This window comes from Polaromonas sp. P1_F9 (assembly GCF_056405615.1).
This window is the reverse complement of record NZ_JBFUBT010000004.1, coordinates 531,831-555,222: the sequence shown is the minus strand read 5'-3', so window position 1 is coordinate 555,222 and position 23,392 is coordinate 531,831. Positions and strand designations below refer to the sequence as shown.

Annotated in this window: 22 protein-coding genes; 2 read left to right on the top strand and 20 right to left on the bottom strand. The window is 62.4% G+C overall.

Annotated elements, in window-relative coordinates; genetic code table 11:
• Window positions 1-77 precede the first annotated feature (77 nt).
• The 8 genes from AC1DYR_RS14010 to AC1DYR_RS13975 form a co-directional block, all read right to left on the bottom strand.
• The gene (locus AC1DYR_RS14010) at window positions 78-473 is read right to left on the bottom strand and encodes a RidA family protein (RefSeq protein ID WP_477649086.1); all 396 of its coding nucleotides are present in this window, start codon (window positions 471-473) and stop codon (window positions 78-80) included.
• Window positions 470-907 carry an acyl-CoA thioesterase gene (locus AC1DYR_RS14005; protein WP_477705623.1) on the bottom strand — a complete coding sequence of 146 codons (438 nt, stop codon included), beginning with the start codon at window positions 905-907 and terminating at the stop codon, window positions 470-472. Before AC1DYR_RS14005 ends, AC1DYR_RS14010 begins: the two co-directional genes overlap by 4 nt.
• Window positions 904-2,565: a benzoate-CoA ligase family protein gene (locus AC1DYR_RS14000; RefSeq protein WP_477705622.1), complete on the bottom strand. Its 1,662-nt coding sequence runs from the start codon at window positions 2,563-2,565 to the stop codon at window positions 904-906. The genes AC1DYR_RS14005 and AC1DYR_RS14000 overlap by 4 nt, the downstream gene beginning before the upstream one ends.
• Window positions 2,562-3,743, bottom strand: a complete 1,182-nt coding sequence (locus AC1DYR_RS13995; RefSeq protein ID WP_477705621.1) for an acyl-CoA dehydrogenase family protein — start codon at window positions 3,741-3,743, stop codon at window positions 2,562-2,564. The genes AC1DYR_RS14000 and AC1DYR_RS13995 overlap by 4 nt, the downstream gene beginning before the upstream one ends.
• Window positions 3,744-3,769: 26 nt before the next feature.
• Entirely contained in the window at window positions 3,770-4,624 is an 855-nt protein-coding gene (locus AC1DYR_RS13990; protein WP_477705620.1) for an enoyl-CoA hydratase family protein, read from the bottom strand.
• A complete protein-coding gene (locus AC1DYR_RS13985) occupies window positions 4,621-5,109 on the bottom strand; it encodes a MarR family winged helix-turn-helix transcriptional regulator (protein ID WP_477666480.1) in 489 nt (162 codons plus the stop codon). Before AC1DYR_RS13985 ends, AC1DYR_RS13990 begins: the two co-directional genes overlap by 4 nt.
• A gap of 37 nt (window positions 5,110-5,146) precedes the next feature.
• Window positions 5,147-7,486: a bifunctional salicylyl-CoA 5-hydroxylase/oxidoreductase gene (locus AC1DYR_RS13980; protein ID WP_477705619.1), complete on the bottom strand. Its 2,340-nt coding sequence runs from the start codon at window positions 7,484-7,486 to the stop codon at window positions 5,147-5,149.
• A gap of 158 nt (window positions 7,487-7,644) precedes the next feature.
• On the bottom strand, window positions 7,645-8,394 hold the full coding sequence (locus tag AC1DYR_RS13975; protein ID WP_477705618.1) for a 2OG-Fe dioxygenase family protein: 750 nt from the start codon (window positions 8,392-8,394) through the stop codon (window positions 7,645-7,647).
• A 141-nt stretch (window positions 8,395-8,535) separates the two neighbouring features.
• On the opposite strand from AC1DYR_RS13975, the gene AC1DYR_RS13970 reads away from it, so the two are divergent.
• Window positions 8,536-8,838: a DUF1840 domain-containing protein gene (locus AC1DYR_RS13970; protein WP_436156923.1), complete on the top strand. Its 303-nt coding sequence runs from the start codon at window positions 8,536-8,538 to the stop codon at window positions 8,836-8,838.
• A gap of 83 nt (window positions 8,839-8,921) precedes the next feature.
• Here the strand turns inward: AC1DYR_RS13970 and AC1DYR_RS13965 are convergent, their stop codons facing one another.
• The 9 genes from AC1DYR_RS13965 to AC1DYR_RS13925 all read right to left on the bottom strand — a co-directional run bounded on the left by AC1DYR_RS13965 (window position 8,922) and on the right by AC1DYR_RS13925 (window position 20,294).
• A complete protein-coding gene (locus tag AC1DYR_RS13965) occupies window positions 8,922-9,875 on the bottom strand; it encodes a Bug family tripartite tricarboxylate transporter substrate binding protein (protein WP_477705923.1) in 954 nt (317 codons plus the stop codon).
• A 231-nt stretch (window positions 9,876-10,106) separates the two neighbouring features.
• Window positions 10,107-11,102 carry a tripartite tricarboxylate transporter substrate-binding protein gene (locus AC1DYR_RS13960; RefSeq protein ID WP_477705617.1) on the bottom strand — a complete coding sequence of 332 codons (996 nt, stop codon included), beginning with the start codon at window positions 11,100-11,102 and terminating at the stop codon, window positions 10,107-10,109.
• A 176-nt stretch (window positions 11,103-11,278) separates the two neighbouring features.
• Complete coding sequence (locus AC1DYR_RS13955; protein WP_477705616.1) at window positions 11,279-12,538, bottom strand: phenylacetate--CoA ligase family protein; 1,260 nt, start codon at window positions 12,536-12,538, stop codon at window positions 11,279-11,281.
• 145 nt (window positions 12,539-12,683) lie between these two features.
• Window positions 12,684-13,493, bottom strand: coding sequence for an ABC transporter ATP-binding protein (locus tag AC1DYR_RS13950; RefSeq protein ID WP_477705615.1), 810 nt, complete (start codon window positions 13,491-13,493; stop codon window positions 12,684-12,686).
• Between the two features lie 190 nt (window positions 13,494-13,683).
• A complete protein-coding gene (locus AC1DYR_RS13945) occupies window positions 13,684-15,018 on the bottom strand; it encodes an ABC transporter substrate-binding protein (RefSeq protein ID WP_477705614.1) in 1,335 nt (444 codons plus the stop codon).
• A 202-nt stretch (window positions 15,019-15,220) separates the two neighbouring features.
• Window positions 15,221-16,297 carry a branched-chain amino acid ABC transporter permease gene (locus AC1DYR_RS13940; protein ID WP_457281379.1) on the bottom strand — a complete coding sequence of 359 codons (1,077 nt, stop codon included), beginning with the start codon at window positions 16,295-16,297 and terminating at the stop codon, window positions 15,221-15,223.
• 25 nt (window positions 16,298-16,322) lie between these two features.
• Window positions 16,323-17,252, bottom strand: a complete 930-nt coding sequence (locus AC1DYR_RS13935) for a branched-chain amino acid ABC transporter permease (RefSeq protein ID WP_477649096.1) — start codon at window positions 17,250-17,252, stop codon at window positions 16,323-16,325.
• 164 nt (window positions 17,253-17,416) lie between these two features.
• On the bottom strand, window positions 17,417-18,199 hold the full coding sequence (locus tag AC1DYR_RS13930; RefSeq protein WP_457281377.1) for an ABC transporter ATP-binding protein: 783 nt from the start codon (window positions 18,197-18,199) through the stop codon (window positions 17,417-17,419).
• A 148-nt stretch (window positions 18,200-18,347) separates the two neighbouring features.
• Window positions 18,348-20,294: an AMP-dependent synthetase/ligase gene (locus AC1DYR_RS13925; protein ID WP_477705613.1), complete on the bottom strand. Its 1,947-nt coding sequence runs from the start codon at window positions 20,292-20,294 to the stop codon at window positions 18,348-18,350.
• Between the two features lie 175 nt (window positions 20,295-20,469).
• On the opposite strand from AC1DYR_RS13925, the gene AC1DYR_RS13920 reads away from it, so the two are divergent.
• A complete protein-coding gene (locus tag AC1DYR_RS13920; RefSeq protein ID WP_477705922.1) occupies window positions 20,470-21,183 on the top strand; it encodes a Crp/Fnr family transcriptional regulator in 714 nt (237 codons plus the stop codon).
• A gap of 204 nt (window positions 21,184-21,387) precedes the next feature.
• On the opposite strand, the gene AC1DYR_RS13915 is transcribed toward AC1DYR_RS13920, so the two are convergent.
• Genes AC1DYR_RS13915 through AC1DYR_RS13905 form a run of 3 tightly spaced genes read right to left on the bottom strand, consistent with a single transcriptional unit; the run spans window position 21,388 to window position 23,343 of the window.
• The gene (locus AC1DYR_RS13915) at window positions 21,388-21,744 is read right to left on the bottom strand and encodes a hypothetical protein (RefSeq protein WP_477705612.1); all 357 of its coding nucleotides are present in this window, start codon (window positions 21,742-21,744) and stop codon (window positions 21,388-21,390) included.
• A complete protein-coding gene (locus tag AC1DYR_RS13910; protein ID WP_477705611.1) occupies window positions 21,741-22,409 on the bottom strand; it encodes an HD domain-containing protein in 669 nt (222 codons plus the stop codon). Before AC1DYR_RS13910 ends, AC1DYR_RS13915 begins: the two co-directional genes overlap by 4 nt.
• A 4-nt stretch (window positions 22,410-22,413) precedes the next feature.
• A complete protein-coding gene (locus AC1DYR_RS13905; RefSeq protein ID WP_477705921.1) occupies window positions 22,414-23,343 on the bottom strand; it encodes a LysR family transcriptional regulator in 930 nt (309 codons plus the stop codon).
• Window positions 23,344-23,392: the final 49 nt, after the last annotated feature.

Genomic DNA, 23,392 nt, shown 5'->3' with positions numbered 1-23,392 from the left:
CATTCGGCGTTCAGCGATTCTGCTGCCAGTAGCATCGCTGGCAGTCATTGCTTGCGGCTGGCCTGTATAGCGGTTGCTCAGTCCGGCACAACTGCTGTCACTTCAATTTCGACCTGGGCGCGGTCTTCAACCAGCGCCGCAACCTCGACACATGTCATGGCCGGAAAATTCTTTCCCATGACTTCGCGGTAAACGCCACCCAGTTCCTTGAGTCTGGCCACGTACTCAACGCGGTCCACTACATACCAGGTCATGCGGACCATATGTTCGGGCCCGGCGCCGCCGGCCTTCAGCACGGCCGCAATGTTCAGCAGCGCCTGGCGCGTCTGCGCGATGAAATCGTCGCTCTCGAACTGTTGCTGCGCATTCCAGCCAATCTGGCCGCCCACAAAAAGCAGGGCGCCGCGTGCAAGGATGCCGTTGGCATAACCTTTGGGCTCGGCCCATCCGGGTGGTTGTAGTTTCTTGATCATGAGCTTCCTGAGGGTGTTTTTAAATAAGGTAACAGGGCGCTGCGCATTCGTTCGGGAAGCGGCAGGGGCTTGCCATTGGGGAGCTCTGAATAGACCACCACGCCATGCGCTTTCAGCTTGATGGTCACCCCGGCGCTGCCAACTGGGCTGCCATGGATTTCGTACTGCATACCCATGCTCGCGTTGCCAAGACGGGTCAGTTCCAGCGTGATTGTCAGTGGGTCGCCATGGCGGCACATGCCCAGAAACTCGACCTTCAAATCCACAATCGGCACACCCGTGCCTCCGGTAATCAGGACATGCTCGGGAAAGCCGATGTGGGCCAGGAAGTCTTCCTGCACCTCATGCAATAGATAGAGAAACTGCGGGTAAAAAACGATGCCGGCCGGATCACAATGGTGAAACCTGACGAGCTTTTGCGCGGTGAACTTCATGATTCGCGCAGCTTGAAGCGTTGCAGCTTGCCGGTTTCGGTGCGCGGGAGCTTGGTCACGAATTCGATCTGCCGGGGATATTTGAAAGGCGCAAGCGCCGCCTTGACATGGTCTTGCAGGGCTTTTGTCATGGCGTCATCTGCTGCCTGATCAGGCTTGAGCACCACAAAGGCTTTGACGACCATCCCCCGATCGTCGTCGGGCAAGCCCACCACGCCGCATTCAGCCACGGCAGGGTGCTTGAGCAGGGCATCTTCCACCTCTGGGCCCGCCACGTTGTAGCCGGCAGTGATGATCATGTCGTCTGCGCGCGCCTGATAGAAGAAATAACCGTCGGCGTCCTGCATGAAGGCGTCGCCCGGGTAGTTCCAGCCGTCCTTCACATAGTTGCCCTGGCGCGCATCATCGAGGTAGCGGCAGCCGGTCGGGCCCACCACGGCCAGTTTGCCTATGGTGCCGCGCGGCACTTCCGTGCCGGTGTCGTCCACCACCCTGGCGGTGTAGCCTGGCACTACCTTGCCGATGGCACCGCGGCGCACGTCGGCGCCGGCTGCGGAGATAAAGATGTGGAACATCTCGGTCGCGCCTATGCCGTCGATCATTTCAATACCGGTGGCGTCCTTCCATAGCTGCCGCGTAGCATCCGGCAGGCTCTCGCCGGCGCTCACGCACATCCGCAAGCCGGGCACGCCGTGCTGTTTGGCGAACGCAGCCATCTGCCGGTAAAACGTCGGTGCCGTATAGCAAATCGTCGCGCCGACCTGGTTGATCAGCTTGACCATGGCCTCCGGCGTATAGGCAATGGAGGGGTAGTAAACCGAGGCGCCGGCCCACATCGGGAAAATCAGCATGCCGCCCAGGCCGAAGGTGAAGGCCAACGGCGGCGAGCCGATGACGATGTCGTCCGGCCTTGCCTTGAGCACGTGGCGCGGCCAGGCCTCGCAGGCGGCCAGCACGTCGCGGTGTGTGTGCACCGCGGCTTTGGGTTTTCCCGTGGTGCCCGAGGTGAAGGCCATCAAGGCGATGTCGTCGGCGGCTACCGGGCAGGGCGTGAATTTGCCGTCCTTCTGCGCCGACAGAACCGCGAGCGAGCCCGGTGCATCCATCAGGTTGAAGGGCACGATGAGGGGCAGCGTATCGCTCTGCACCTGCGCCGCCTGCAATTCCTCCAGCAGGCCGGCATCACACAAAGCCAGCGCGGGCCTGGCTTTGTCAATGATCTCGCCCAGCTCCTTGGCGCGCAGCAGTGGCATGGTTGCCACCGCCACCAGCCCGGCCTGCACCACGCCCAGCCAGGCCAGTGCCATGCCGATCGAGTTGCCGCCGCGCAGCAACACCCGGTTGCCGGGCTTGAGGCCGAAGTCTTCCGTCAGTACCTGCGCGATGCGGTTCACGCGATCCAGCGCATCGGCGTATGTCAAAGTGATCTTGTCCGAACGCAGCAGCGGCTTGCCTGCGTGTCCTTCCCGAAAGGCCTTGTCGAACAAGGCCTGCACCAGATTGGCCTGCGCCGGGATGCACAGCTCGGGCAGTGCGTACACCATGCGGGGAAGCTGCTCATACAGCGGCAAACGGTCGTGTACAAAGCGGTCCGTCTGTGCGGACGGTACTGCGGCAATGCTTTCGATGGAGTCGGAGACGGAGACGGAGTTGCTCATGATTGCAATACGGCCTTTCCAATGATGAGTTGCTGTACTTCGGTCGCGCCTTCGTAAATGCGCAACGAGCGTATGTCGCGGTACAGGCTTTCCACCTTGGTGCCAACCTTCACGCCCAGGCCACCATGCATCTGCAGCGCCATATCGATGACTTTCTGGGCGTTTTCGGTGGCCGTCATTTTGGCCATGGCCGCCTCGGCAGTGATGCGCGCACCGCTGCCCAGGCGTTCGCTTTCGTCGCGCATCCAGGCGGCGCGATAGGTCAACAGCGCGGCCGCATCGATCAGCGCGGCCATCTCGCCGAGCTTGGCCTGTGTGAGCTGGAAGTCAGCCAGGGTCTGGCCGAACATCTTGCGTTCCTTCGAGAAATGCACTGCCTCGGCCAGGGCACGGCGCGCCATGCCCAGCGCTGCAGCGGCCACGGAAGCGCGGAAGATGTCCAGCGTCTGCATTGCCAGCTTGAACCCGCCGTGCAGCGCGCCCAACTGCGCGTCCCGCGGCAGCTTGCAATGCGCAAACTTCAGCGTGGCTAGCGGGTGTGGCGCCATGACGGCGATGTGCTCGCTGCTGTCCATGCCCTTGTTTTCCGCATCGACGATGAAGGCCGTAATGCCGCGCGTGCCGGCCTGCGGATCCGTCTTGGCGAAGGTCACGTAAAAATCCGCGATGCCGCCGTTGCTGATCCAGGTCTTGCTGCCGTTCAAAGCCCAGCCGCTACCCGTGTCTGTGGCGGAGGTCACCATGGCACCGGCGTCCGAACCAGCTTCGGGCTCGCTCAAAGCAAAGGCCGCGATTTTTTTTCCACTGGCCACCAGCGGCAGGTACGCTGCCTGCTGCGCTGGCGTGCCCGCCAGCGTGATGGCTCCGCTGCCCAGCCCCTGCATCGCAAACGCGAAATCGGCCAGCGGGGAATAAAAGGCCAGCGTTTCGCGCAGGATGACGAGCGCGCGGGAATCCAATTTTTCAAGCGCGCCGCCCAGGGCGCCATCCTTGCCTGCCGGCACGCAGTAGCGCAGCCAGCCGTTGGCGCCCAGCAGGCTCACCCACTCCCTGCAAGCCTTGCGGTCGTCGCTCTCGTCGATATGCTGTTGCGGCGCCCAGTCAGCCAGGCGCAGGCCCAATTCGCGGTGACCTTCGTCAAAGAAAGGCAGTGCCAGATGGGCGGTGGTCGATCTCATGCGTGATCCTTGTCGTCCTGCCGCGCTCAATCGCCGCGGAACACTGGTTTTTGTTTGGCCGAAAAAGCCGCATAAGCGCGTGTGAAGTCCTGCGTCTGCATACAGATGGCCTGGGCCTGTGCTTCGGCTTCTATGGCCTGGTCCAGCGTCATCGCCCATTCCTGGTGCAGCATGGTTTTGGTCATGCCGTGTGCAAAGGTTGGGCCGTCGGCCAGCTCTTGTGCCAGCTTTTGTGCCTGCGCCAGCACATCTTGCGACTCGTGCAGCGCGTTGAAGAAGCCCCACTGCAGGCCTTCCTGCGCGCTCATGGATCTGCCGGTAAACAGCAGTTCCGAGGCGCGTCCCTGTCCGATCAGGCGCGGCAGCAACGCGCAGGCGCCCATGTCGGCACCGGCCAGGCCCACGCGCGTGAAGAGGAACGCCGTCTTCGCCTGGGCCGTGCCCAGCCGCATGTCGGCGGCCAGCGCCATCATGGCACCGGCGCCGGCGCAAATGCCGTCAATCGCCGCGATGATGGGCTGCGGGCACAGGCGCATGGCCTTGATGAGATCGCCCGTCATGCGCGTGAACTCCAGCAACTCGGGCATGGTCATCTTGGTCAGCGGCCCGATGATCTCGTGCACATCGCCGCCCGAGCAGAAATTGCCGCCCGCACCGGTGATTACCACCGTTTTAACGTCGGTGGCGGTATTCAGCGTGCGGAACAGATCGCGCAGCTCGGCGTAGGAGTCGAAGGTCAGCGGGTTCTTGCGCTCGGGCCGGTTCAGCGTCAGCGTCGCGACGCCGGCGTCGAAGGCGTAAGCGAAATGTTCCGCCTGGTGATGGGCCAGCGCATCAAACTGCGCATGCATGGGGTTGGCCAGGCCGATGTAGTGTTTCATGTCGTTTCCAGTTTGCTGTCGGTCAGCAGGGCGTTGTGGTGTTGCTTGACCTTGCCCAGCAGTTTGTGCAGGGACTCCACCTCGCGTGGTGACAAAGCCTCAAAGGCCGCGACGATCCAGGCTTCATGCTCGTTTGCCATTTCGTCGAACAGTTTTCGCCCCCGCGGGGTCAGGCGAACGCGATAGGCCCGGCGGTCACCCTCCACATCCACGCGCTCCACCAGCCCTTCGTTCACCAGCTGGTCGGTAATGCCCGTCACGTTGCCGCCGGTCACCATCATGCGGCGCGACAGCTCGTTCATCTTCAGCCCTTCCGGGCTGCGCTCAAGTTGCGCCATCAGGTCAAAGCGCGGCAAGGTGGTGTCGAACTGCTCGCGCAATTGGGTACGCACCTGCTTCTCGACCAGCTGCGTGCAGGTCAGCATGCGCAGCCAGAGCCGCAAGGCCTCGGGGTGTTCGCTGTGCCCTCTTGCTTCCATGTCCATGGCTTGTCTCCTTGGTGATTCTGCTTTTTAATGCTATCTATTTGATAGCAGCTTGTGCTTGCTCTGTCTGCGCCGCAAGCTCTTTTTGCTTTGATATTTCACGGTAGAGCTGGTCGCGGCCACTCAGGTAGGGTTGTGGCCAGTCCACATGGCGGCTTTGTAGTTTGGCCGCCTCATGCAGCGTCCAGGCGGGGTCGGCCAGGTGCGGGCGGGCAATGGCGCACAGGTCGGCGCGGCCGGCAGCAATGATGCTGTTGACATGGTCGACTTCCGAGATCGCGCCCACGGCGATGGTCTGTATGCCCACCTCGTTGCGAATACGGTCGGCAAACGGCGTCTGGTACATGCGGCCGTAAACCGGCCTGGCCGCGCGTGTGGTCTGGCCCGACGACACGTCGATGAAGTCACAGCCCACGGCCTTGAACATCCGGGCGACGGCAACGGCATCGTCGGCGGTGTTGCCGCCCGGTGCCCAGTCGTGCGCAGAGATCCGCACGCTCATCGGCAGATGCACCGGCCACACTTCACGCATGGCGGCAAACACCTCCAGCGGAAAGCGGCAGCGGTTTTCCAGGCTGCCTCCGTAGTCGTCGGTGCGCTGGTTGGTCAGCGGCGTGATAAAGCTCGACAGCAGGTAGCCGTGCGCGCAGTGCAGTTCCAGCCAGTCAAAGCCCGCTTCGGCTGCGTAATGCGTGGACTGCACGAACTCCGCCTTGACGCGGTCCATGTCGGCGCGCGTCATGGCTTTCGGCGCCTGGTTGGTGGGGCCGTAAGCCACGGCGCTGGCCGCCAGAAGCGGCCAGTTGCCGGCGACGAGCGGTTCATCGGGGTGCTCCCAGCCGACTTGTGTCGAGCCTTTAGGGCCGCTGTGTCCCAGTTGCATGCCGATCCTGGCGCCGGCACCTGAGGCATGCACAAAATCCACGATGCGTTTGAAGGCCTTGGCCTGCGTCTCGTTCCACAGGCCCGGGCAACTCGGTGTGATGCGGCCCTCTGCGCACGGTGCGGTCATCTCGACAAACACCAGCGCAGCGCCACCCAATGCGCGCGCGCCAAGGTGAACCAGATGGAAGTCCTGCGGCACGCCGTCTACCGCGCTGTAGGTAGCCATGGGCGAGACGACGATACGATTTTTCAATGAAAGCTCGCGTACCTTCAGCGGCAACAGCATGGGCGGGGGCGCCGGCTTGTTATCGGCTTGGCGTGCCAACCACTGCTCATAACCCTGCAGCCAGGCGGCATCGCGCACTCGCAGGTTCTCGTGGCTGATGCGCTGCGAGCGTGTGAGCAGCGAATAAAAGAACTGCTCGGCCTCCATGCCACTGTAGCGGTCCACGTTCTCAAACCACTCGGTGGAGTTGCGCGCCGCGTTCTGGATCTTCAGAACTTCGACTGAACGCAGCGCTTCATAGGTTTTTAGCGCCCCAGCAGCGTCGCCGTGCTGTGCGAAGCAGTTGGCCAGCTCAATCGCATCTTCGAGCGCCAGCTTGGTACCACTGCCGATGGAAAAATGCGCCGTATGCGCAGCATCGCCCATGAGCACGATGGGAACCTGTTTGCCGTTGATGGAAGCCTCATGCACCCAGCGCTCGCACACCACACGAGGAAAGCGTATCCAGATCGCCGAACCGCGCACATGCGTGGCGTTGTTCATCAGCGCGTTGCCGTCCAGGTATTTGGCAAACAGGCGCTCGCAAAATGCAATGCCTTCTTCCTGGCTCATCTGGTCCAGGCCGTGCGCCTTCCACACGGCCTCGGGTGTCTCGACGATGAACGTCGAGGTGTTCTCGTCAAACTTGTAGGCGTGCGCGGCAAACCAGCCGTGCTCGGTCTGCTCGAAGGCGAAGGTGAAAGCGTCGAACGTCTTGTGCGTGCCCAGCCAGACAAAGCGGCAGGCGCGAAGCTCCACGTCGGGCTTGAAGGTCTCCGCATACCGGTTGCGGATGCGGCTGTTCAGACCGTCGCTGGCGATCACCACGTCGGCGTTGTATTGCGCCGCAATCGCCTGGTCGTCCTGCACATCGGTTTCGAACACCAGGTCCACGCCCAGCGCTATGCAGCGCTCCTGCAGGATGTTGAGCAGACGCTTGCGGCCGATGCCACAAAAACCGTGGCCGCCGGAGCGCACCGAGCGCCCCTTGAAAAACACCTCCACGTCATCCCAGTGGTTGAAGGCATCGCCGATCAGTTGCGCGCTGACAGGGTCGGCCACGCGCAGGTTGCCCAGCGTCTGGTCCGACAGCACCACGCCCCAGCCGAAGGTGTCAAAAGGCCGGTTGCGCTCGACCACCGTCACCTGATGCGCCGGGTTTTGCAGCTTCATCAGCAGGGCGAAATACAAGCCTGCGGGACCACCGCCCAGGCAAAGAATGTGCATGAATGCGTACTCTCTGGATTAATTTAACCTTAATTGTTTAGGTTTAAACTAAATCCGTCAAGCGGGTTTTCCGATGTTTTTCGCAACACCGGAAAACGGGTGTTACCGCAGCGGGTAGAGGCCGCGGGGGTATTTACGGGTGTTGCGCGAACTGCGTTTCAGGGTGCCTGAAAGCCTGCTGCCCGGTAAGTGAGCACCAGCGTATCCCGAAAACCACCGCCGGCCCGATCGTCTGCCGGCAGTATGGGCGTGGTCTCGTGAATGACCCGGGCATCGTCCAGCAGAAGCGCCGTCAGGGGCTCCTGCATCACAAAGCGCACACCGTGCGGGCCGTTTGCATCGAACACCCGGGTTTCGCCGCCTTTGACGCCGTGCCGCGCCACCATCATCACCACCACGAAGTCCACGCCGTCGCGATGTGCGCCTTCAGGCGTAGGCCGGCCTACCCCGCCCGCGGTATCGATGCGGAACTGGTGCGCTTCAATATGCCAGCGCCCGGCGGGTTGCACTTGCGCAAACAGCTTGCCCAGATTAGCCAGCAGGTCCGTCCATGCCGGGGCCGTAGCTACCGCTGGCTCGACCGGGTCGAACCAGCGCTCGAAGCCGCCGTGCAGGGCGTTGTAGTCGGTCGGTTGCCAGTGGGCGCGGTGCGGGGTTTGCGTGAGCGTGCCTTCGGCCAGCTCCTGGACGAAGCAGGAATGACGGCGTTTGCGGTAGTGGCCGCCGTCCCTCAGATGGGCGTCAGGCGGCAAGCGGTTCCAGGAGTCTGTCAGCGCCTGCCAGCCTGATGTCCATGCCGGCGTCGGCAGTTCCAGTGTGGCCGTCAGCTCGGCGGGGTTGAGCAGGCTCAGCCCATCCTGGCTGAGCGCCTGGCGAGCCGACTTGGGGACAGTGGCGATATTGAACATGGGCCCTATTTTGCTTGAGCCGCGCGGCCGGCCCGGCAGCCGTAGCCGGAACCCCGAGGCCGCAACAGGTGAAACCTGCCTACATACACGGGTCCGAAAACTTTCCATAATGGCTCATCTGTCCAACTTGAGGAGCTATCCATGCTTTACAAATTCAAATCCAAAGATGCCGGCGATGTGATCATGCTCGAAGCCAACGGCCGCAAGGTCCTCGAAATCATCGGCAAAGACCCCGCCCCCAAAGGCATCATCCTGCCCGAGCAAATGCCCGCCGCGATAGCCGCCCTGCAGGCAGCGATCGCGCATGAAGAAGCCCACGACGCCAATGCCGAAGACGGCGTCGTCCCCGGCGACGGCCTGGGCCTGCGCCAGCGCGCCGTGCCTTTTATCGACATGCTGCAGCGCAACCTGAAGTCGGGGCATGAGGTGGTTTGGGGCGTTTAGGCTCAGCAGGGCCAGCGGTCGCGCCGACCCATATTAAAAAAGCCCTGGTGACAGGGCTTTTTGCGTGGTGAGTTGATATGCGTTCAGTCCACCTTCGCCCCCGAAGCCTTCACCACCTGCGCCCACTTCTTGTGTTCGGCGTTAATAAAAGCCGTGAACTGTGCCGGCGTATTGCCGCTCGGAATCGCACCCTGGGCCAGCAGTTTCTCTTTCATCGCAGGCGTGCCCAGCGCCTTGGCGGCTTCCTGCTGGATGCGGTTCACGATGTCGGGCGGCGTGCCGGCGGGGGCAAGCAGGCCGAACCAGGAGCTCGCGTCGAAACCTTTCATGGCCGGGCCGCCGGCCTGTTCTATGGTGGGGACGTCAGGCAGGGCGGCTGAGCGTTCTGAGCTCGTCACGGCCAGCGCCTTGAGCTTGCCGGACTTGATGAGCTGCATGGAAGACGGCAGGTTGTCGAACATCACATCCATGTCGCCACCCACAAGCGCCAGCAGTGCCGGGCCGGAGCCGCTATAGGGGAAATGGGTCATGTAAGTGCCGCTCATGGTCTTAAACAGTTCACCCGCCAGGTGGATGGACGTGCCGTTGCCGCTGGAGGCCATGTTGAAAGTGCCGGGCCTGGCTTTGGCCGCGCGTATGAAGTCCGTGACATTGTTGATGCCGGCGGCTTTCGCCTTTTCGGTATTCACCACCATCACGTTGGGTACGCCCGCGACCAGCGTGATGGGCGCGAAGTCCTTTTGCGGGTCGTAGGCCATCTTGCTGTACAGCGACTTGTTGATGCCATGCGTGCCCACGGTGCCCATCAGCAGGGTGTAGCCGTCAGGCGCGGATTTGGCGACCACGTCTGCGCCAATGTTGCCGCCGGCACCGGCACGGTTCTCAACCACAAAGGGCTGGCCGAATGCCTTGGAGAGTTCCGGCGCCATGGCGCGGGCCAGGATGTCGGTGGTGCCGCCTGGCGCGAAGGGCACGACGATTTTGACGGGCCTGGTGGGCCAGCTGGCGCTTTGCGCCCAGGCGGAAGGCGTGGCCATAAAGGTGGCGACGGCGGTCAGCGCGGTGGCCAGGAAAGCGCCGTAGCGACGGGAAAGAAAGGGCTTGCTGTTGTTGTTCAAGAGGGGCTCCAGGGATGGCCGGCGCGGCCGGGGGTCACATGAAGATAGCGTGCGTGGGTCCATGCTTCAAGAGGGTTTCAACCCAGCCACCCAAAAAAAGAAAAGCCGCCCGGCGTGAACCGGGCGGCTGGCAATCCAACAGTCAACAGATCAGTCGGCGAACTTGCCGGCGGCGTCGATCACGGGCTTGAGCTTGTTGATCTCGGCGGATACAAAAGCCTTGTGGGCGGCGGGCTCGACGCGCTTGTCGGTCACCACCACGGCGCCAAGGCCTTCCTGCTTCTTGATGAAGTCGGGGTCTTTGAGCGCCACTTTCAGGGCGTTGTTGAGCTGGGTCATCACGGCCGGCGGCGTTCCCTTGGGGGCGTACATGCCATGCCAGATCGTCAGGTCAAAGCCCTTGAGGCCCATCTCCTGCAGCGTCGGGTAGTCCTTGAGCAGCTTGTTGTTCTTCAGTGGTTTGGCGGTCGTGACCGCAAACGCCTTGACGCGGCCGGCTTCAATCTGGCCGGTGGTGTTGGTGGTCTGGTCACACATCATGTCGACCTGTCCGCCCACCAGTGCATTCATGGCCGGCGCCGTCCCGCCGAAGGGAATGGTGGTCATCGCGTCCTTGGCGTTGATGGCTGCCTGCCACATCAGGCCGCACAGGTGCGATGCGGAACCCAGGCCGGCATGGGCGATGTTGAGTTTGCCGGCATTGGCGCGAATGTAGTTCTCGAAATCGCGGTAGTTGTTGGCCGGCAGCTGCGGTTTGCCGATGATGGTCATCGGTACTTCATTGATCATGCCCAGGAACTCGAAGTCGTCCAGCACCTTGTAGGGCAGCTTGCGGTACAGGGCCGGCGCAGCCGCCATGCCGATGTGGTGCACCAGCAAGGTGTGGCCATCGGGTGTTGCGCGGGCTACCTTGGCCGCGCCGATGGTGCCGCCGGCGCCGTTGACGTTTTCCACCACGAAATTGGCGCTCCCGCCCATGGCTTTGCGCATGGCTTCGGCCAGGTCGCGTGCCACACGGTCGGTCGGGCCGCCGGCCGCGAATGGGACCACAAAAGTGACTGGCTTGGAGCCGGGGAAGGCTGGGGCTTGCGCGTGTGCAGCAAACATGGCCGTTGCAGCAGCGGCGAGGACTAACAGGCGTTTCATGGGCGTCTCCTTTAATGAACGCGCCAAGTTTACGGTCCCCTTACTGCGCAAACATCGCGGGAACTACGTAAGGGCAAGCCCCCGGTCCCTTTGCAGAGTGGCTTAGGCGTTCAAGCCAGCAGGGGCCGCGGAACCAGCTTTGCCGGGCCGCAGGCGCAGCTACAAGCGTGGGGGCTCTATTTGTAACTCCGTGCGTCCTCAATAACCTTTCCGTCGTTGGGGAGACTGCCGGGCGCCATCAGTTGCACTGTGCCGCGCAGTTTGGTGACGTCACGGATGGCGTCGCCGATACGCTGGTCCAGGCCATCCGGGGCGCAAGCGGTTTCAACCTGGAAGTGCATGTTGTCGCTCGCCATCTCTCCGCTGACCACCAGCCTGGCCTTGATCACTTCCGGAAAGCGCCGGGCAATGTCTGCGACCTGTCCGGGGTGTACAAACATCCCTCGGACCTTGACGGTCTGGTCGGCCCTTCCCATCCATCCCTTGATGCGCGCATTGGTGCGTCCCGTGGGGCAGGTGCCTGGAAGGATGGCGGAAAGGTCGCCCGTGCCGAAGCGAATCAGCGGGTAGCCGGGATTCAGGGTGGTCACCACCAACTCTCCCACTTCGCCTTCGGCCACCGGGTCACCTGTTCCAGGGCGCACGATTTCCACGATCACGCCTTCATCCAGCACCAGCCCTTCACGCGCTTCGGTTTCGTAGGCAATCAGGCCCAGGTCGGCCGAGGCATAACACTGGTAGCCCGCAATGCCGCGTTCACCCAGCCAGTCGCGCAGGCTGGGGGGAAAAGCCTCGCCTGAAACCAGGGCACGCGTCACGGTCGGCAGTTCCACCTTCATTTCGGCGGCCTTCTCCATGATGATTTTCAGGAAGCTTGGTGTGCCGATGTAGCCGGCCGGCCTGAGTTCCGCCATGGCGTGCACCTGCTGCTCCGTCTGGCCGGTGCCGCCCGGGAACACGGTGCAACCGAGGGCGTGTGCGCCGGTTTCCATCATGGAGCCTGCCGGCACAAAGTGGTAGCTGAAACTGTTGTGGATCAGTTGGCCGGTGCGAAAGCCCGCGGCATACAGGGCCCTGGCCATGCGCCAGTAGTCCTTGCGCTTGCCGCCGGGCTCGTAAATGGTGCCCGGGCTGGCAAAAACATGGGGCATGTGCGCGCCGTAGCGCAAGGCGCTGAAACCACCAAATGCGTTGCCACTGCCACCGGGTGAGCGCTCGGCCTGCTGGCGCTCAAGGAGCTCATGCTTGCGCGTGACGGGCAATCGCGCCAGCTCTGCACGTGATGTGATGGCTTGAGCGTCAACGTCCTTGAGAATGGCGGTGAAGGCAGGCGCCCGCGTCTTGGCATGCGCGATCTGCTGCGGCAAGGCCGTCAGCAGGGCCGCTTCGCGTTCCGCAGGGCTTCGCACTTCCAGTGCGTCGTAATGTGTTGTCATTTGAGATCTTCCAAACCTTGTCAATACCCTCGGTGCAATGCGGAGATTTCAAGCCAGCAGGGGCCGCGGAACCGGCTTCGCCGGGCCGCAGGCGCAGCGCCCCCTCGGGGGGCAGCGACCCGCGCAGCGGCGGAGCGTGGGGGCCTTATGCCAGCCACCGTTTGCGGCGCTTGTAGCTTTTAACGTCCTTGAAGCTCTTGCGCTCGCCGCCGCCCACGCCGAGGTAAAACTCCTTGACGTCTTCGTTGTTGGCCAGGTCGGCGGCCGCGCCGTCCATCACCACGCGGCCGCTTTCCATGATGTAGCCATAGTCGGCATATTTGAGGGCCATGTTGGTGTTCTGCTCGGCCAGCAGGAAGGTGACCTGCTCCTTCTGGTTCAGGTCCTTCACGATGTTGAAGACTTCTTCGACGATCTGCGGCGCCAGGCCCATGGAGGGCTCGTCCAGCAGCACCATGGAAGGACTGGCCATGAGCGCACGGCCGATGGCGCACATCTGCTGCTCCCCACCCGAGGTGTAGGCCGCCTGCGAGGTGCGCCGGGTTTTCAGGCGCGGGAAATAGTTGTAGACCTTGTCCAGGTTGGCCGCCACTTCGGCCTTGCTGCTGCGCGTGTAGGCGCCGGTCAGCAGGTTTTCCTCGATGGTCAGGTGGGCAAAGCAGTGCCGCCCTTCCATCACCTGCACCACGCCGCGCTGCACCAGGTCGGCCGGCGAGAGATTTTCAATGCGCTCGCCGCGCAGCTCGATGGAGCCTTTGGTGACTTCGCCGCGCTCACCCCTGAGCAGATTGGAAATTGCGCGCAGTGTGGTGGTCTTGCCTGCGCCGTTGCCGCCCAGGATGGCCACGATGCGGCCCTGCGGAACCTGCAGCGAGACGCCCTTGAGCACCAGGATCACATGGTTGTAGATGACCTCGATGCCGTTGACGTTGAGAACGATGTTGGGTGTGTCCATATTTTTCCTGACCAATCTTGAGGGCTGCTGGCAAGGCGATCAGCCCTCAAGGCTGGCGGCTCGCGAGAGCCGCGACCCTCCCGCCAGGCGGGAGGATTTCAAGGCAAGGGCACCGTGGATCCGGCTTTGCCGGTCCGCCAGTGCCGCCCCTTGAGGGGGAGGCGGCGCAGAGCGCCGCCACGGGGGGAGCCTAGCTTTGGCAGTCAGCGGGTGTGCGCGCCGTCAGTTTTTTCTCTGTTGCGTATTTGGCGGCGGTCGACTTGACCAGGGGTTTGATCACCTGCTCATCAGCCTGCAGCCAGTCGGAGGTGAATTTCCATTCCTTGCCGTCCCAGGTATGGATGCGCGCCCATGCCGAACCCATGTGGTCGGTGCAAGAGGTGCTGATCGGACGCATCACGCCGGCAAAGCCCAGCGCATCCAGCTTGGCCTGCGTCAGGTTCAGGTTTTCCAGGCCCCAGCGCACTTGCTCGCCTGTCATGATTTTTCCCTTGCCGAAACGGTCTTGCGCGGCGCGCAAACCCTCCACGCCCAGCATCGCGCTCATGGCGCCGCGCATGTAAAGCACCTGGCCGACTTCTTCCTTGGGGCCCGTGCCCTGGCCTTTGCCGTGCACCAGGGTCAGCATGTCTTTGGCCAGCTTGGAGTTCGGCTCGGCGCCGTGCTGCATCGTCACGGCGTTGTAGCCCTTGGCGCCTTCAGCCACGTCTTTCACGTCAGGCTCTGCGCCGGCCCACCACACGCCGTACATCTTCTCGCGTGGGTAGCCGGTGGCTTGCGCTTCCTTGATGGCGGTGGTGTTCATGATGCCCCAGCCCCACAGTGCAACGTAGTCTGGGCGCGACTGGCGAACCTGCAGCCAGGTGGCTTTTTGCTCGACGCCGGGCGCGGTAACAGGCAGCAGTTGCAAGGTAAAGCCGTGCATGGCGGCGCGTTCCTGCATCAGCGGGATCGGTTCCTTGCCAAACGGAGAGTCGTGATAGACCAGCGCGATCCGTTTGCCTTTGAGTTTGTCGAAGCCGCCTTCCTTCTTGGCGATGGCCTGGAGGATGGCGTCGGCGGCAACCCAGTAGGTGCCTGCGATTGGGAAGTTCCACTTGAAGATGGAGCCGTCCGCGCTCTCGCTGCGGCCATAGCCCACAGTCACCACAGGAATTTTGTCGACGGGGGCTTTTTCTGTGATGGCAAACGTCGCACCGGTAGACAGCGGTTGCACCAGCGTGGCGCCGCCGTTCTTGCCTTTCAGGCGTTCGTAGCATTCCACGCTTCGGGCCGTGTCGTAGCCGGTCTCGCATTCTTCAAACGAGATCTTCACGCCGTTGATGCCGCCGCGCGCATTGACCAGCTTGAGGTAGTCGACGTAGCCGTTGGCCCAGGGCACACCGTTGGGCGCGTAAGGCCCGGTGCGGTAAGACAGCACCGGAAAGAACTGCTCTTTCGCCTGGGCATATGCGCCGGTCGCCACCAAGGACGAGGCGCCGGTGGCGAGGATTGCCACCGCCAACATCACATTACGAATCTTCATTGTTGTCTCCTGGAAAATTTATAAACACCGTGAAAAAACTGACACCTCAGTAAACGACCTAACAATCCACCGCGCATCGGTGATTTCGAGCAGAAGCCCACTACCAGCCGGGGCCGCGGAACCGGCTTTGCCGGGCCGCAGGCGCAGCGCCCCCGCGGGGGGCAGCGTATTACACGAAGTGAAAAGCGTGGGGGCCATAGTTTCAGTGGGGGAATGGCCATAGCCGTAATTTCTGCTTTCCAACTGCCCACAGCTTGGCCAACCCGTGCGGCTCGACAATCAAAAACCACACGATCAAACCGCCGAAAATCATCAGTTCGGCGTGCGAGATGCCCGCCGTGGAGATCGAGATGCCCAGCCAGCCGGCCAGCACCGGCAGCAGCTGGCTCAGCACGATCGGCAGCACCACGATGAAGGCCGCACCGAAGAAGCTGCCCATGATGGCGCCCATGCCGCCGATGATCACCATGAACAGCAGGCGGAAGGAGTAGTCCACCGAGAAGGCCGCAGGTTCCCAGGCGCCCAGGTAGATAAAAGCCCACAGGCCACCGGCGATGCCGATGATGAAAGAGCTGACCGCGAACGCGCTGAGCTTGGCGTACATGGGGCGTATGCCGATCACAGCGGCGGCGACGTCCATGTCGCGAATGGCCATCCACTCGCGGCCGATCGCGCTGCGCACCAGGTTTTTGGCCAGCAGGGTGATCACCACCACGATGGCCAGGCAAAACAGGTATTTGCTCAGCGCGCTTTCGATGGGCAGGCCGAACACCTGCAGGTTGGACACCGACACCGAACCCGAAGGCGTGTCCATCGTGAACCACTTGATGCGCAAAAACATCCAGTCGCTGAAGAACTGTGCAGCCAGCGTCGTCACCGCCAGGTAGAGGCCTTTCACGCGCAAGCTGGGCAGGCCGAACAAAATGCCGAAGAGCATGGCGCACAAACCGCCCAGGATCAGCGCCGGAATCAGCGGCATGCCGGGAATACGCACAAAGAAGTTGTAGGCGCCGTAAGCGCCGACGGCCATGAAGGCACCCGAGCCCAGCGAAATTTGTCCGCAATAGCCCACCAGGATGTTCACCCCTACCGCCGCCAGCGAGAAGATCAGGAAAGGAATCAGGATGGCGCGGAACAGGTAGTCGCTGGCCAACAATGGCACTACAACGAAGGCGAACGCCAGCAACAGCCCGATGGCGATACGGTCTTGCAGAATCGGGAAGATTTGTTGGTCCGCCCGGTAGTTGGTTTTGAACTGGCCGTTTTCTCTGTAAAACATAATTTTTCTTTAGATAGAAACGGCGTCAGACGCGGTCAATGATCTTCTCTCCGAACAGCCCTTGGGGCCGAACGAGCAGAACGCACAAAGCCAGCACATAGGCAAACCAGATCTCGATACCACCACCGACATAGGGCCCGAGAAACACCTCGGCGAGCTTTTCACCAACGCCCAGAATCAGCCCGCCCACAATCGCGCCAGGCACTGAGGTGAGGCCACCCAAAATAACAAGCGGCAGCGCCTTCAGCGCCAGCACCGAGAGCGAAAATTGCACGCCCAGCTTGCTGCCCCAGATGACGCCGGACACCAGGGCCACGAAGCCCGCCACGCTCCAGACGATGACCCAGATGCGGTTCAGCGGAATACCGATGGATTGCGCGGCCTGGTGGTCGTCCGCCACCGCGCGCAGGGCACGGCCTGTGCTGGTGTACTGGAAGAAGGCGGCCAGCGCCGCCACCAGGGCGGTGGCGATCAGCGCGGCGACCAGGTCTTCCTGGTTCACCAGCAGGCCGCCCTGGAAGACACCTTCCAGCAGGAACATGGGGTCCTTGGGCATGCCCACGTCGATCTTGTAGATGCTGGAGCCGAAAATGGTCTGGCCGAAGCCGTCCAGGAAATAGGAAATACCGAGCGTCGCCATCAGCAGCGCCACGCCTTCCTGGTTCACGAGTTTGCTGAGCACCAGTTTCTCAATCAACCAGGCCACCACCACCATGATGGCCAGCGCGACCGCGAAGGCCAGTGCGTTGTTGATGAACTTGTTGTCCAGGCCCGTCCATTGCGGTATCCACTCGGAGAACCGCGCCATGGCCAGCGCCGCGAACAGCACCATGGCGCCCTGGGCGAAATTGAAGACGCCCGACGCCTTGTAGATCAGCACAAAGCCCAGCGCGACCAGCGAATACAGCATGCCCGACATGAGGCCGCCAATAATGGTTTCAAGAAATGAACCCATGTTATTGGCTCCCCCCTGTTGCGGGCTCACTTCGTGTAGCCGCCTCTCCCCCTCCGGGGGACGCCGCTTGCGGCCTGGCAAAGCCAGTTCCGCGGCGGCCGCTGGCTTGGGGTGCCGTGGGTTGCGGAGTGCGCTGCGATTTCATCTTGGTGTTCTCGTCCATATCAGTGGCTCGTTCCCAGGTAAGCCCGGATCACGTCTTCGTTGTTGCGTACTTCGTCGGGGGTGCCGTCGCCGATTTTTTTGCCGTAGTCGAGCACCACTACGCGGTCGGAGATGTCCATCACCACGCCCATGTCGTGCTCGATCAGCACGACGGTGGTGCCGAACTCGTCGTTCACGTCGAGCACAAAGCGGCACATGTCCTGCTTTTCTTCCACGTTCATGCCGGCCATGGGTTCGTCGAGCAGCAGGACTTGCGGCTCCATCGCCAGCGCACGGCCCAGGTCAACGCGTTTTTGCAGGCCGTAGGGCAGTTGCCCGACGGGCGTCTTGCGATAGGCCTGGATTTCCAGGAAGTCGATGATTTTTTCCACTGCCTCGCGGTGCATGATTTCTTCTTTTTCGGCGGGGCCTATGCGCAGCGCCTGCAGCAGCAGGTTGCTTTTGATCTTGAGGTTGCGGCCCGACATGATGTTGTCGAGCACGCTCATGCCCTTGAAGAGCGCCAGATTCTGGAAAGTGCGCGCCACGCCCATGACCGCCACCTGATGGCTGTTCATGTGCTTGAAGGTCTGGCCGCGGAAAGTGATGGAGCCCTGCTGCGGCGCATAAACGCCGTTGATGCAGTTGAGCATGGAGCTCTTGCCCGCACCATTGGGGCCGATGATGGCGCGAATCTCGTGCTCTTTCACATTGAAGGAAATATCCGAGAGGGCCTTGACCCCGCCAAAACTCAGGCTGATGTTGTTGACGTCAAGGATGACGTCACCGATCTTTTTAGTCATGCTGCTGCCTTCACGGGCGCAAACTTTGCCCCCACGCTTGTCACTGCGTGTACTACGCTGCCCCCCGAGGGGGCCGCCCGCCTGCGGCCCGGCAAAGCCGGTTCCGCGGCTCGAGCTGGTATCTGGGGGACTTGCTGTTGCTTGTTGTTCATGCTGCCGCCTTTATTGGCGCAAAAGTCTGTGTGTCGCTGATCTTCAGCGTCGCACTGACGCTGCCTGATCGGCCGTCTTCAAACTTCACGACGGTTTCAATGAACTGTTCGGTCTTGCCGCCATAAAGCGCATCGATCAGCGGCTGGTACTTCTCGGCAATGAAGCCGCGCCGCACCTTGTTCGTCCGTGTGAGTTCGCCGTCGTCGGCGTCCAGCTCCTTGTGCAGCACCAGGAAACGGCTGACCTGTGAGCCGGCCAGCAGCGCATCCACGCTGAGGTCGGCGTTGACTTTTTCGACACATTCCTTGATGAGCTGGTAGACCTCGGGCTTTTGCGCCAGGTCGGTGTAGCCGGCGTAAGGCAGGTTGCGACGTTCGGCCCAGTTGCCCACGGCGTCGAAGTCGATGTTGATCATCACGCAGACTTTTTCGCGGCCATCACCGTAGGCCACGACTTCCTTGATATGCGGGAAGAACTTGAGCTTGTTCTCCACATACTTGGGCGCGAACATGGCGCCGTCGTTGGCGCCACCCTTGATGCGGCCCACGTCTTTCACGCGGTCGATGATCTTGAGGTGACCGCTGGCGTCGATAAAGCCCGCGTCGCTGGTGTGATACCAGCCGTCGGCGCTCAGCACCTCGGCTGTCGCCGTGGGATTTTTGTAATATTCCTTGAGCAGACCGGCGGACTTCACCAGGATTTCCCCGTTGTCGGCCACCTTGATTTGCACGCCGCTGATCGGCACCCCTACCGTATCGGCGCGTGCTTCGTTGTCCGGCTGCAGGCAGACAAACACGGCGGTCTCGGTCGAGCCATACAGCTGTTTCAGGTTGATGCCGATGGAGCGGTAGAAGGTAAAGAGGTCCGGCCCAATCGCTTCACCCGCGGTGTAGGCCACCCGCACGCGAGAAAAACCCAGCGTGTTGCGCAGCGGGCCATAGACCATCACACTGCCCAGCGCATACAGCAGGCGGTCGAGCCCGCCCACCGGTTTCCCGTCCATCAACGAGGGGCCGGCACGTTTGGCCACGCCCATGAAATAGTTGAACATGCCGCGCTTGATGCGGCCCGCGTCTTCCATGCGAATCATCACGGTCGTCAGCAGGCTTTCGAAAATCCGCGGTGGCGCAAAGTAATAGGTCGGGCCGACTTCTTTCAGGTCGATCATCACGGTGCTCGCGCTTTCGGGGCAATTCACCACATAGCCGCAGGCCAGCCATTGCGCATAGCTGAAGATGTTCTGGCCGACCCACGCGGGTGGCAAGTAGGCCAGCACTTCCTCGCCGGAGGTGAGTTTGTCGAAGTCGGCACCGGCCCTGGCGCGGTCCAGCAGGGTGTTGTGGGTGTGGACCACGCCCTTGGGGTTGCCCGTGGTGCCCGAGGTGAAAAACATCGCGGCCACATCATCCGGCCGGGATTTTTCGACTTCGCTCTTGAAGAAGCCGGGTTGTTTCGCGGCAAAGGCTTCGCCTTTTTCCAGCAAGGCGTCCAGCGACTGCAGGCCGGCCTCGGCATAGTTGCGCAGGCCGCGCGGGTCGTCATAAATAATCTGCCCCAGCTGCGGGCACTGGCCGCGTATCTCCAGCAGCTTGTCGACCTGCTCCTGGTCTTCCACCAGCGCAAAACGTACATCGGCATTGTTGATGGGGAAGATGCATTCGGCGCCTACGGCGTCCTGGTAAAGCGGAATGGGTATGGCGCCCAGCGCCTGCGCGGCCAGCATGGTGGCGTACAGGCGCGGCCGGTTGGCGCCGATGATGACCATGTGCTCGCCACGCTGCAGCCCGGCTTCATGCAGGCCGCAGGCGATGCGCTCCACCAACTGCGCCATGCCGGCCCAGCTGTGCGCCTGCCAGATGCCGTACTCTTTTTCGCGCATGGCCGGGGCGCCGGGGCGCTCAGCCGCATGTTTGAGCAACAGTCTCGGAAAAGTGGTCTGCATGGTCCTTGTCTCGCGGTCGTTATGCCTTCGGGGAGTTGCTCGCTTGCCGGCTAGCCCGAAAGTTGTCTTGTGAATGCATGGTAGGCACGCGTTTGACGTTAGGTTGTCGTTCGGACGACAATTCAAGGGTGATTACTCCCCCGGACTTTCCCTTAGGACGGCGCGCATGGTGACGATGACAGGCCAATCGATGCAGATCCGTGCCCGCATGCCCGACGCGCAGGAGCTCGCCGGCATCCATTGGCTGAATGAGCTGTTACCGGCCGAGCGCGAGCGCGCCGTGGCCGGTGTGCGCGTCGGCGACGCCAACATCGGCGACTACGTGTGCCGTGTCGGCAAGCCGGTGACCTACTGGTTTGGCGTCGTCGAGGGCTTGCTCAAGATGAGCACGGACAGTGAGCAGGGCGCCACCATGACTTTCACCGGCCTGCCGCCGGGCGCCTGGTTCGGCGAGGGCACAGTGCTCAAACGCGAGCCCTACCGCTACAACATCCAGGCTTTGCGCAAGACCGTGGTCGCGGGGCTGCCTGTTGAGGACTTCCACTGGCTGCTGGACCATTCCATCAGCTTTAACCGCTTTGTGATGAACCAGCTCAACGAGCGCCTGGGCCAGTTCATCGTCGCGCGCGAAATCGACCGCATGAACAACCCCGACATCCGTGTGGCACGCAGCCTGGCCGCACTCTTCAATCCGGTGCTCTACCCCGGCGTGGGCGAAATCCTGCGCATCACGCAGCAGGAGATGGCCTACCTCGTGGGCCTGTCACGCCAACGCGTGAACGAGGCGCTGAGCACGCTGCAGGCCCAGGGCTTTATCCGTATCGAATACGGCGGCCTGCGCGTGCTCGACCTGGGCGCGCTGCGGTCCAGCGTTTTCTCAAGCAAATAAAGGTTGTAGGCCAATGGGGGTAAGCGTAAGAGGCTATTGAATTGATAGCAATCGTAGAGAGAAAACCGTCCCGGGAAGTCATTTTTAGGCACTTGGCGTGTGATTTTGGCATTTTTAGAGATCAAAAGCGCCTGCGGCCCAATCAGAACAAGCGCCGGTAGCTATGAAATCGATAGCACTCTGGTGCGAGGTCGGAGCCGCCCCTCAGGAAAGAAACGAAATAAAAACGGACACCGCGATGACCACCCAGTCGGCGCGGTTCGCGGCCTGGGCGTTCTCCTTGAGGATGGGCCAAAGCGCTTCGCGCTGCCATGCCCAGAGGTTGCAGGCTGCCGCCAGCAGGCAGCCCGACAAGCCGGCCAGCCATGAGCTGGTCAAAAAGCCGACAACGGTGGCAATCATCAACAAGATGGATGTCAGGACAAATATGCCACCGACGGCGCTGGCCAGAACATGCGAGAGCCCTCCGCACAAGGTGCAGGTGGCGGGACTGCCACGGCTGGAGAAGCGCTTTTCCCAGGTTTTGATTCCGGCCTGGCGGCAGTGGGGGCAGGTGTTCATTGTGCTGAAGAGCTGGTTGTCGAAGTCGTGCCGGCAATCGCCTTGCGCAGGTTCTCGCGCGCACGCGCTTCCAGTGTTTCGTGGAAATGCGCCGTGCTGTAGATCACAGGCCGGTCCAGAAAACCCTGCAGGATTTCGCCCCGCTTTTGCCGGAACACGGCCGCGGGCACAAAAGCGTATTCGTCCCGGATCTGCTGCTCGTATTCGGCAAACCTGGCTGGGCCGGCGCCCAGGATGGACAGATCGATATCGACCAGCAGCTGCTTGTCAGGCGAGTCCGGCAACGCCGTATGGCGGGTGGCCATGACCAGGTCATGAACGCGTTGGGCAGCGGCCGCGGCAGTGCCGTGCGCCAGCAGCACCTCGCGAGCCCAGTCGGCGCTTTTTTCTTCGTTGTCGTGGCGCTGCGTGTCATAAATCGCATCATGGAACCACAACGCCATCTCAACCTCTGCGGGCTGTTCGGCCAGGTCGCGGACGGCCTCGAAATGCGCGAGGCATTCCGTGAGGTGCTGCAGCGTGTGGTACTTGCGGTGCGGTTCCGAGTAGCGCGCCACCAGTTCATCAAACACCACAGGCCCGATCGGCCGTGCGGCAAGGGCGCCCGCGCAGCGCCGCCAGGATCTGGCCAACAGGTCTGTGGGTTCAGGGATTTGCATGGGCATGACTTTATCGTGTGGGTGCTTGGTGCGTGTGTGCGCGCTCCGGCGGCGCGGCAGGCGCGCACAGGGACTCGACCAATCTCAGCGCCGGCAGCGACAGCTGGTCAAAGCGGCGCGCGCAGATCAGCAATTGCCGGTCGGCCCATGGGTCGGTCAGCTTGAGGGTGCGCAGCTTGCCCGCACCGGCATGGCGTTCGGCCGCAACGGCCGGCACCACGGCCACGCCGACCCCGGCTTCCACCATGCGGCAGATCGCCTCAAAGCTGCGAAGCCGTATGCGGGTCCGCATGCGCAGCCCCAGGCGTTCGGCCTGCAGGTTCAGGTGCTGTTGCAGTGCGCTGTCTTCCCCCAGGCCGACGAAGTCATGGCTCAATGCTTGCCCGAACGGAACATGGCGCTGGCGGCCGAATCCGCTGCCGGCTGGAACCACCAGCACCAGCTTGTCGCGCCGGAAAGGTTTTGATTCAAGGCTGGAGATGTCGGCGGAGTCGGCCACGATGCCAATGTCGGCCACCTGGCCCAGCAACTGCGACACGATCAGGTGGCTGGGACGCTCCTCCAGGTCGACGTCGATGGCTGGATGGGTGTTAAGGAAATCCGCCAGCGCCTGCGGCAGGTAGTCGGTGATGGCGGCCGTGTTCGACAGCAAACGCACCTTGCCCGCCAGCCCGCCGGCATAGTCGCCGATCTCGCCGTGCATGCGCTCGATTTGCTGCAACACCAGCCGCGCATGGTGGGCCACGGCCAGGCCGGCCTTGGTCGGTTTGACACCGGCGCGCAGGCGCTCCAGCAACGGCACACCCAGGGCGTCTTCCATGCCGCGGATGCGTGCGCTGGCCGAGGCGAGCGCCAGGTGCGAGAGCTTGCTGCCCGCCGTGATGCTGCCGGTGTCGATGGTGTGCAGAAACAGCCGGAGGTCGACGAGGTCAAAGCGGATGGTGGCGGGCATGGGGTGCAGGCGTTTTAGCCTTCGGCAACGGCGAAGG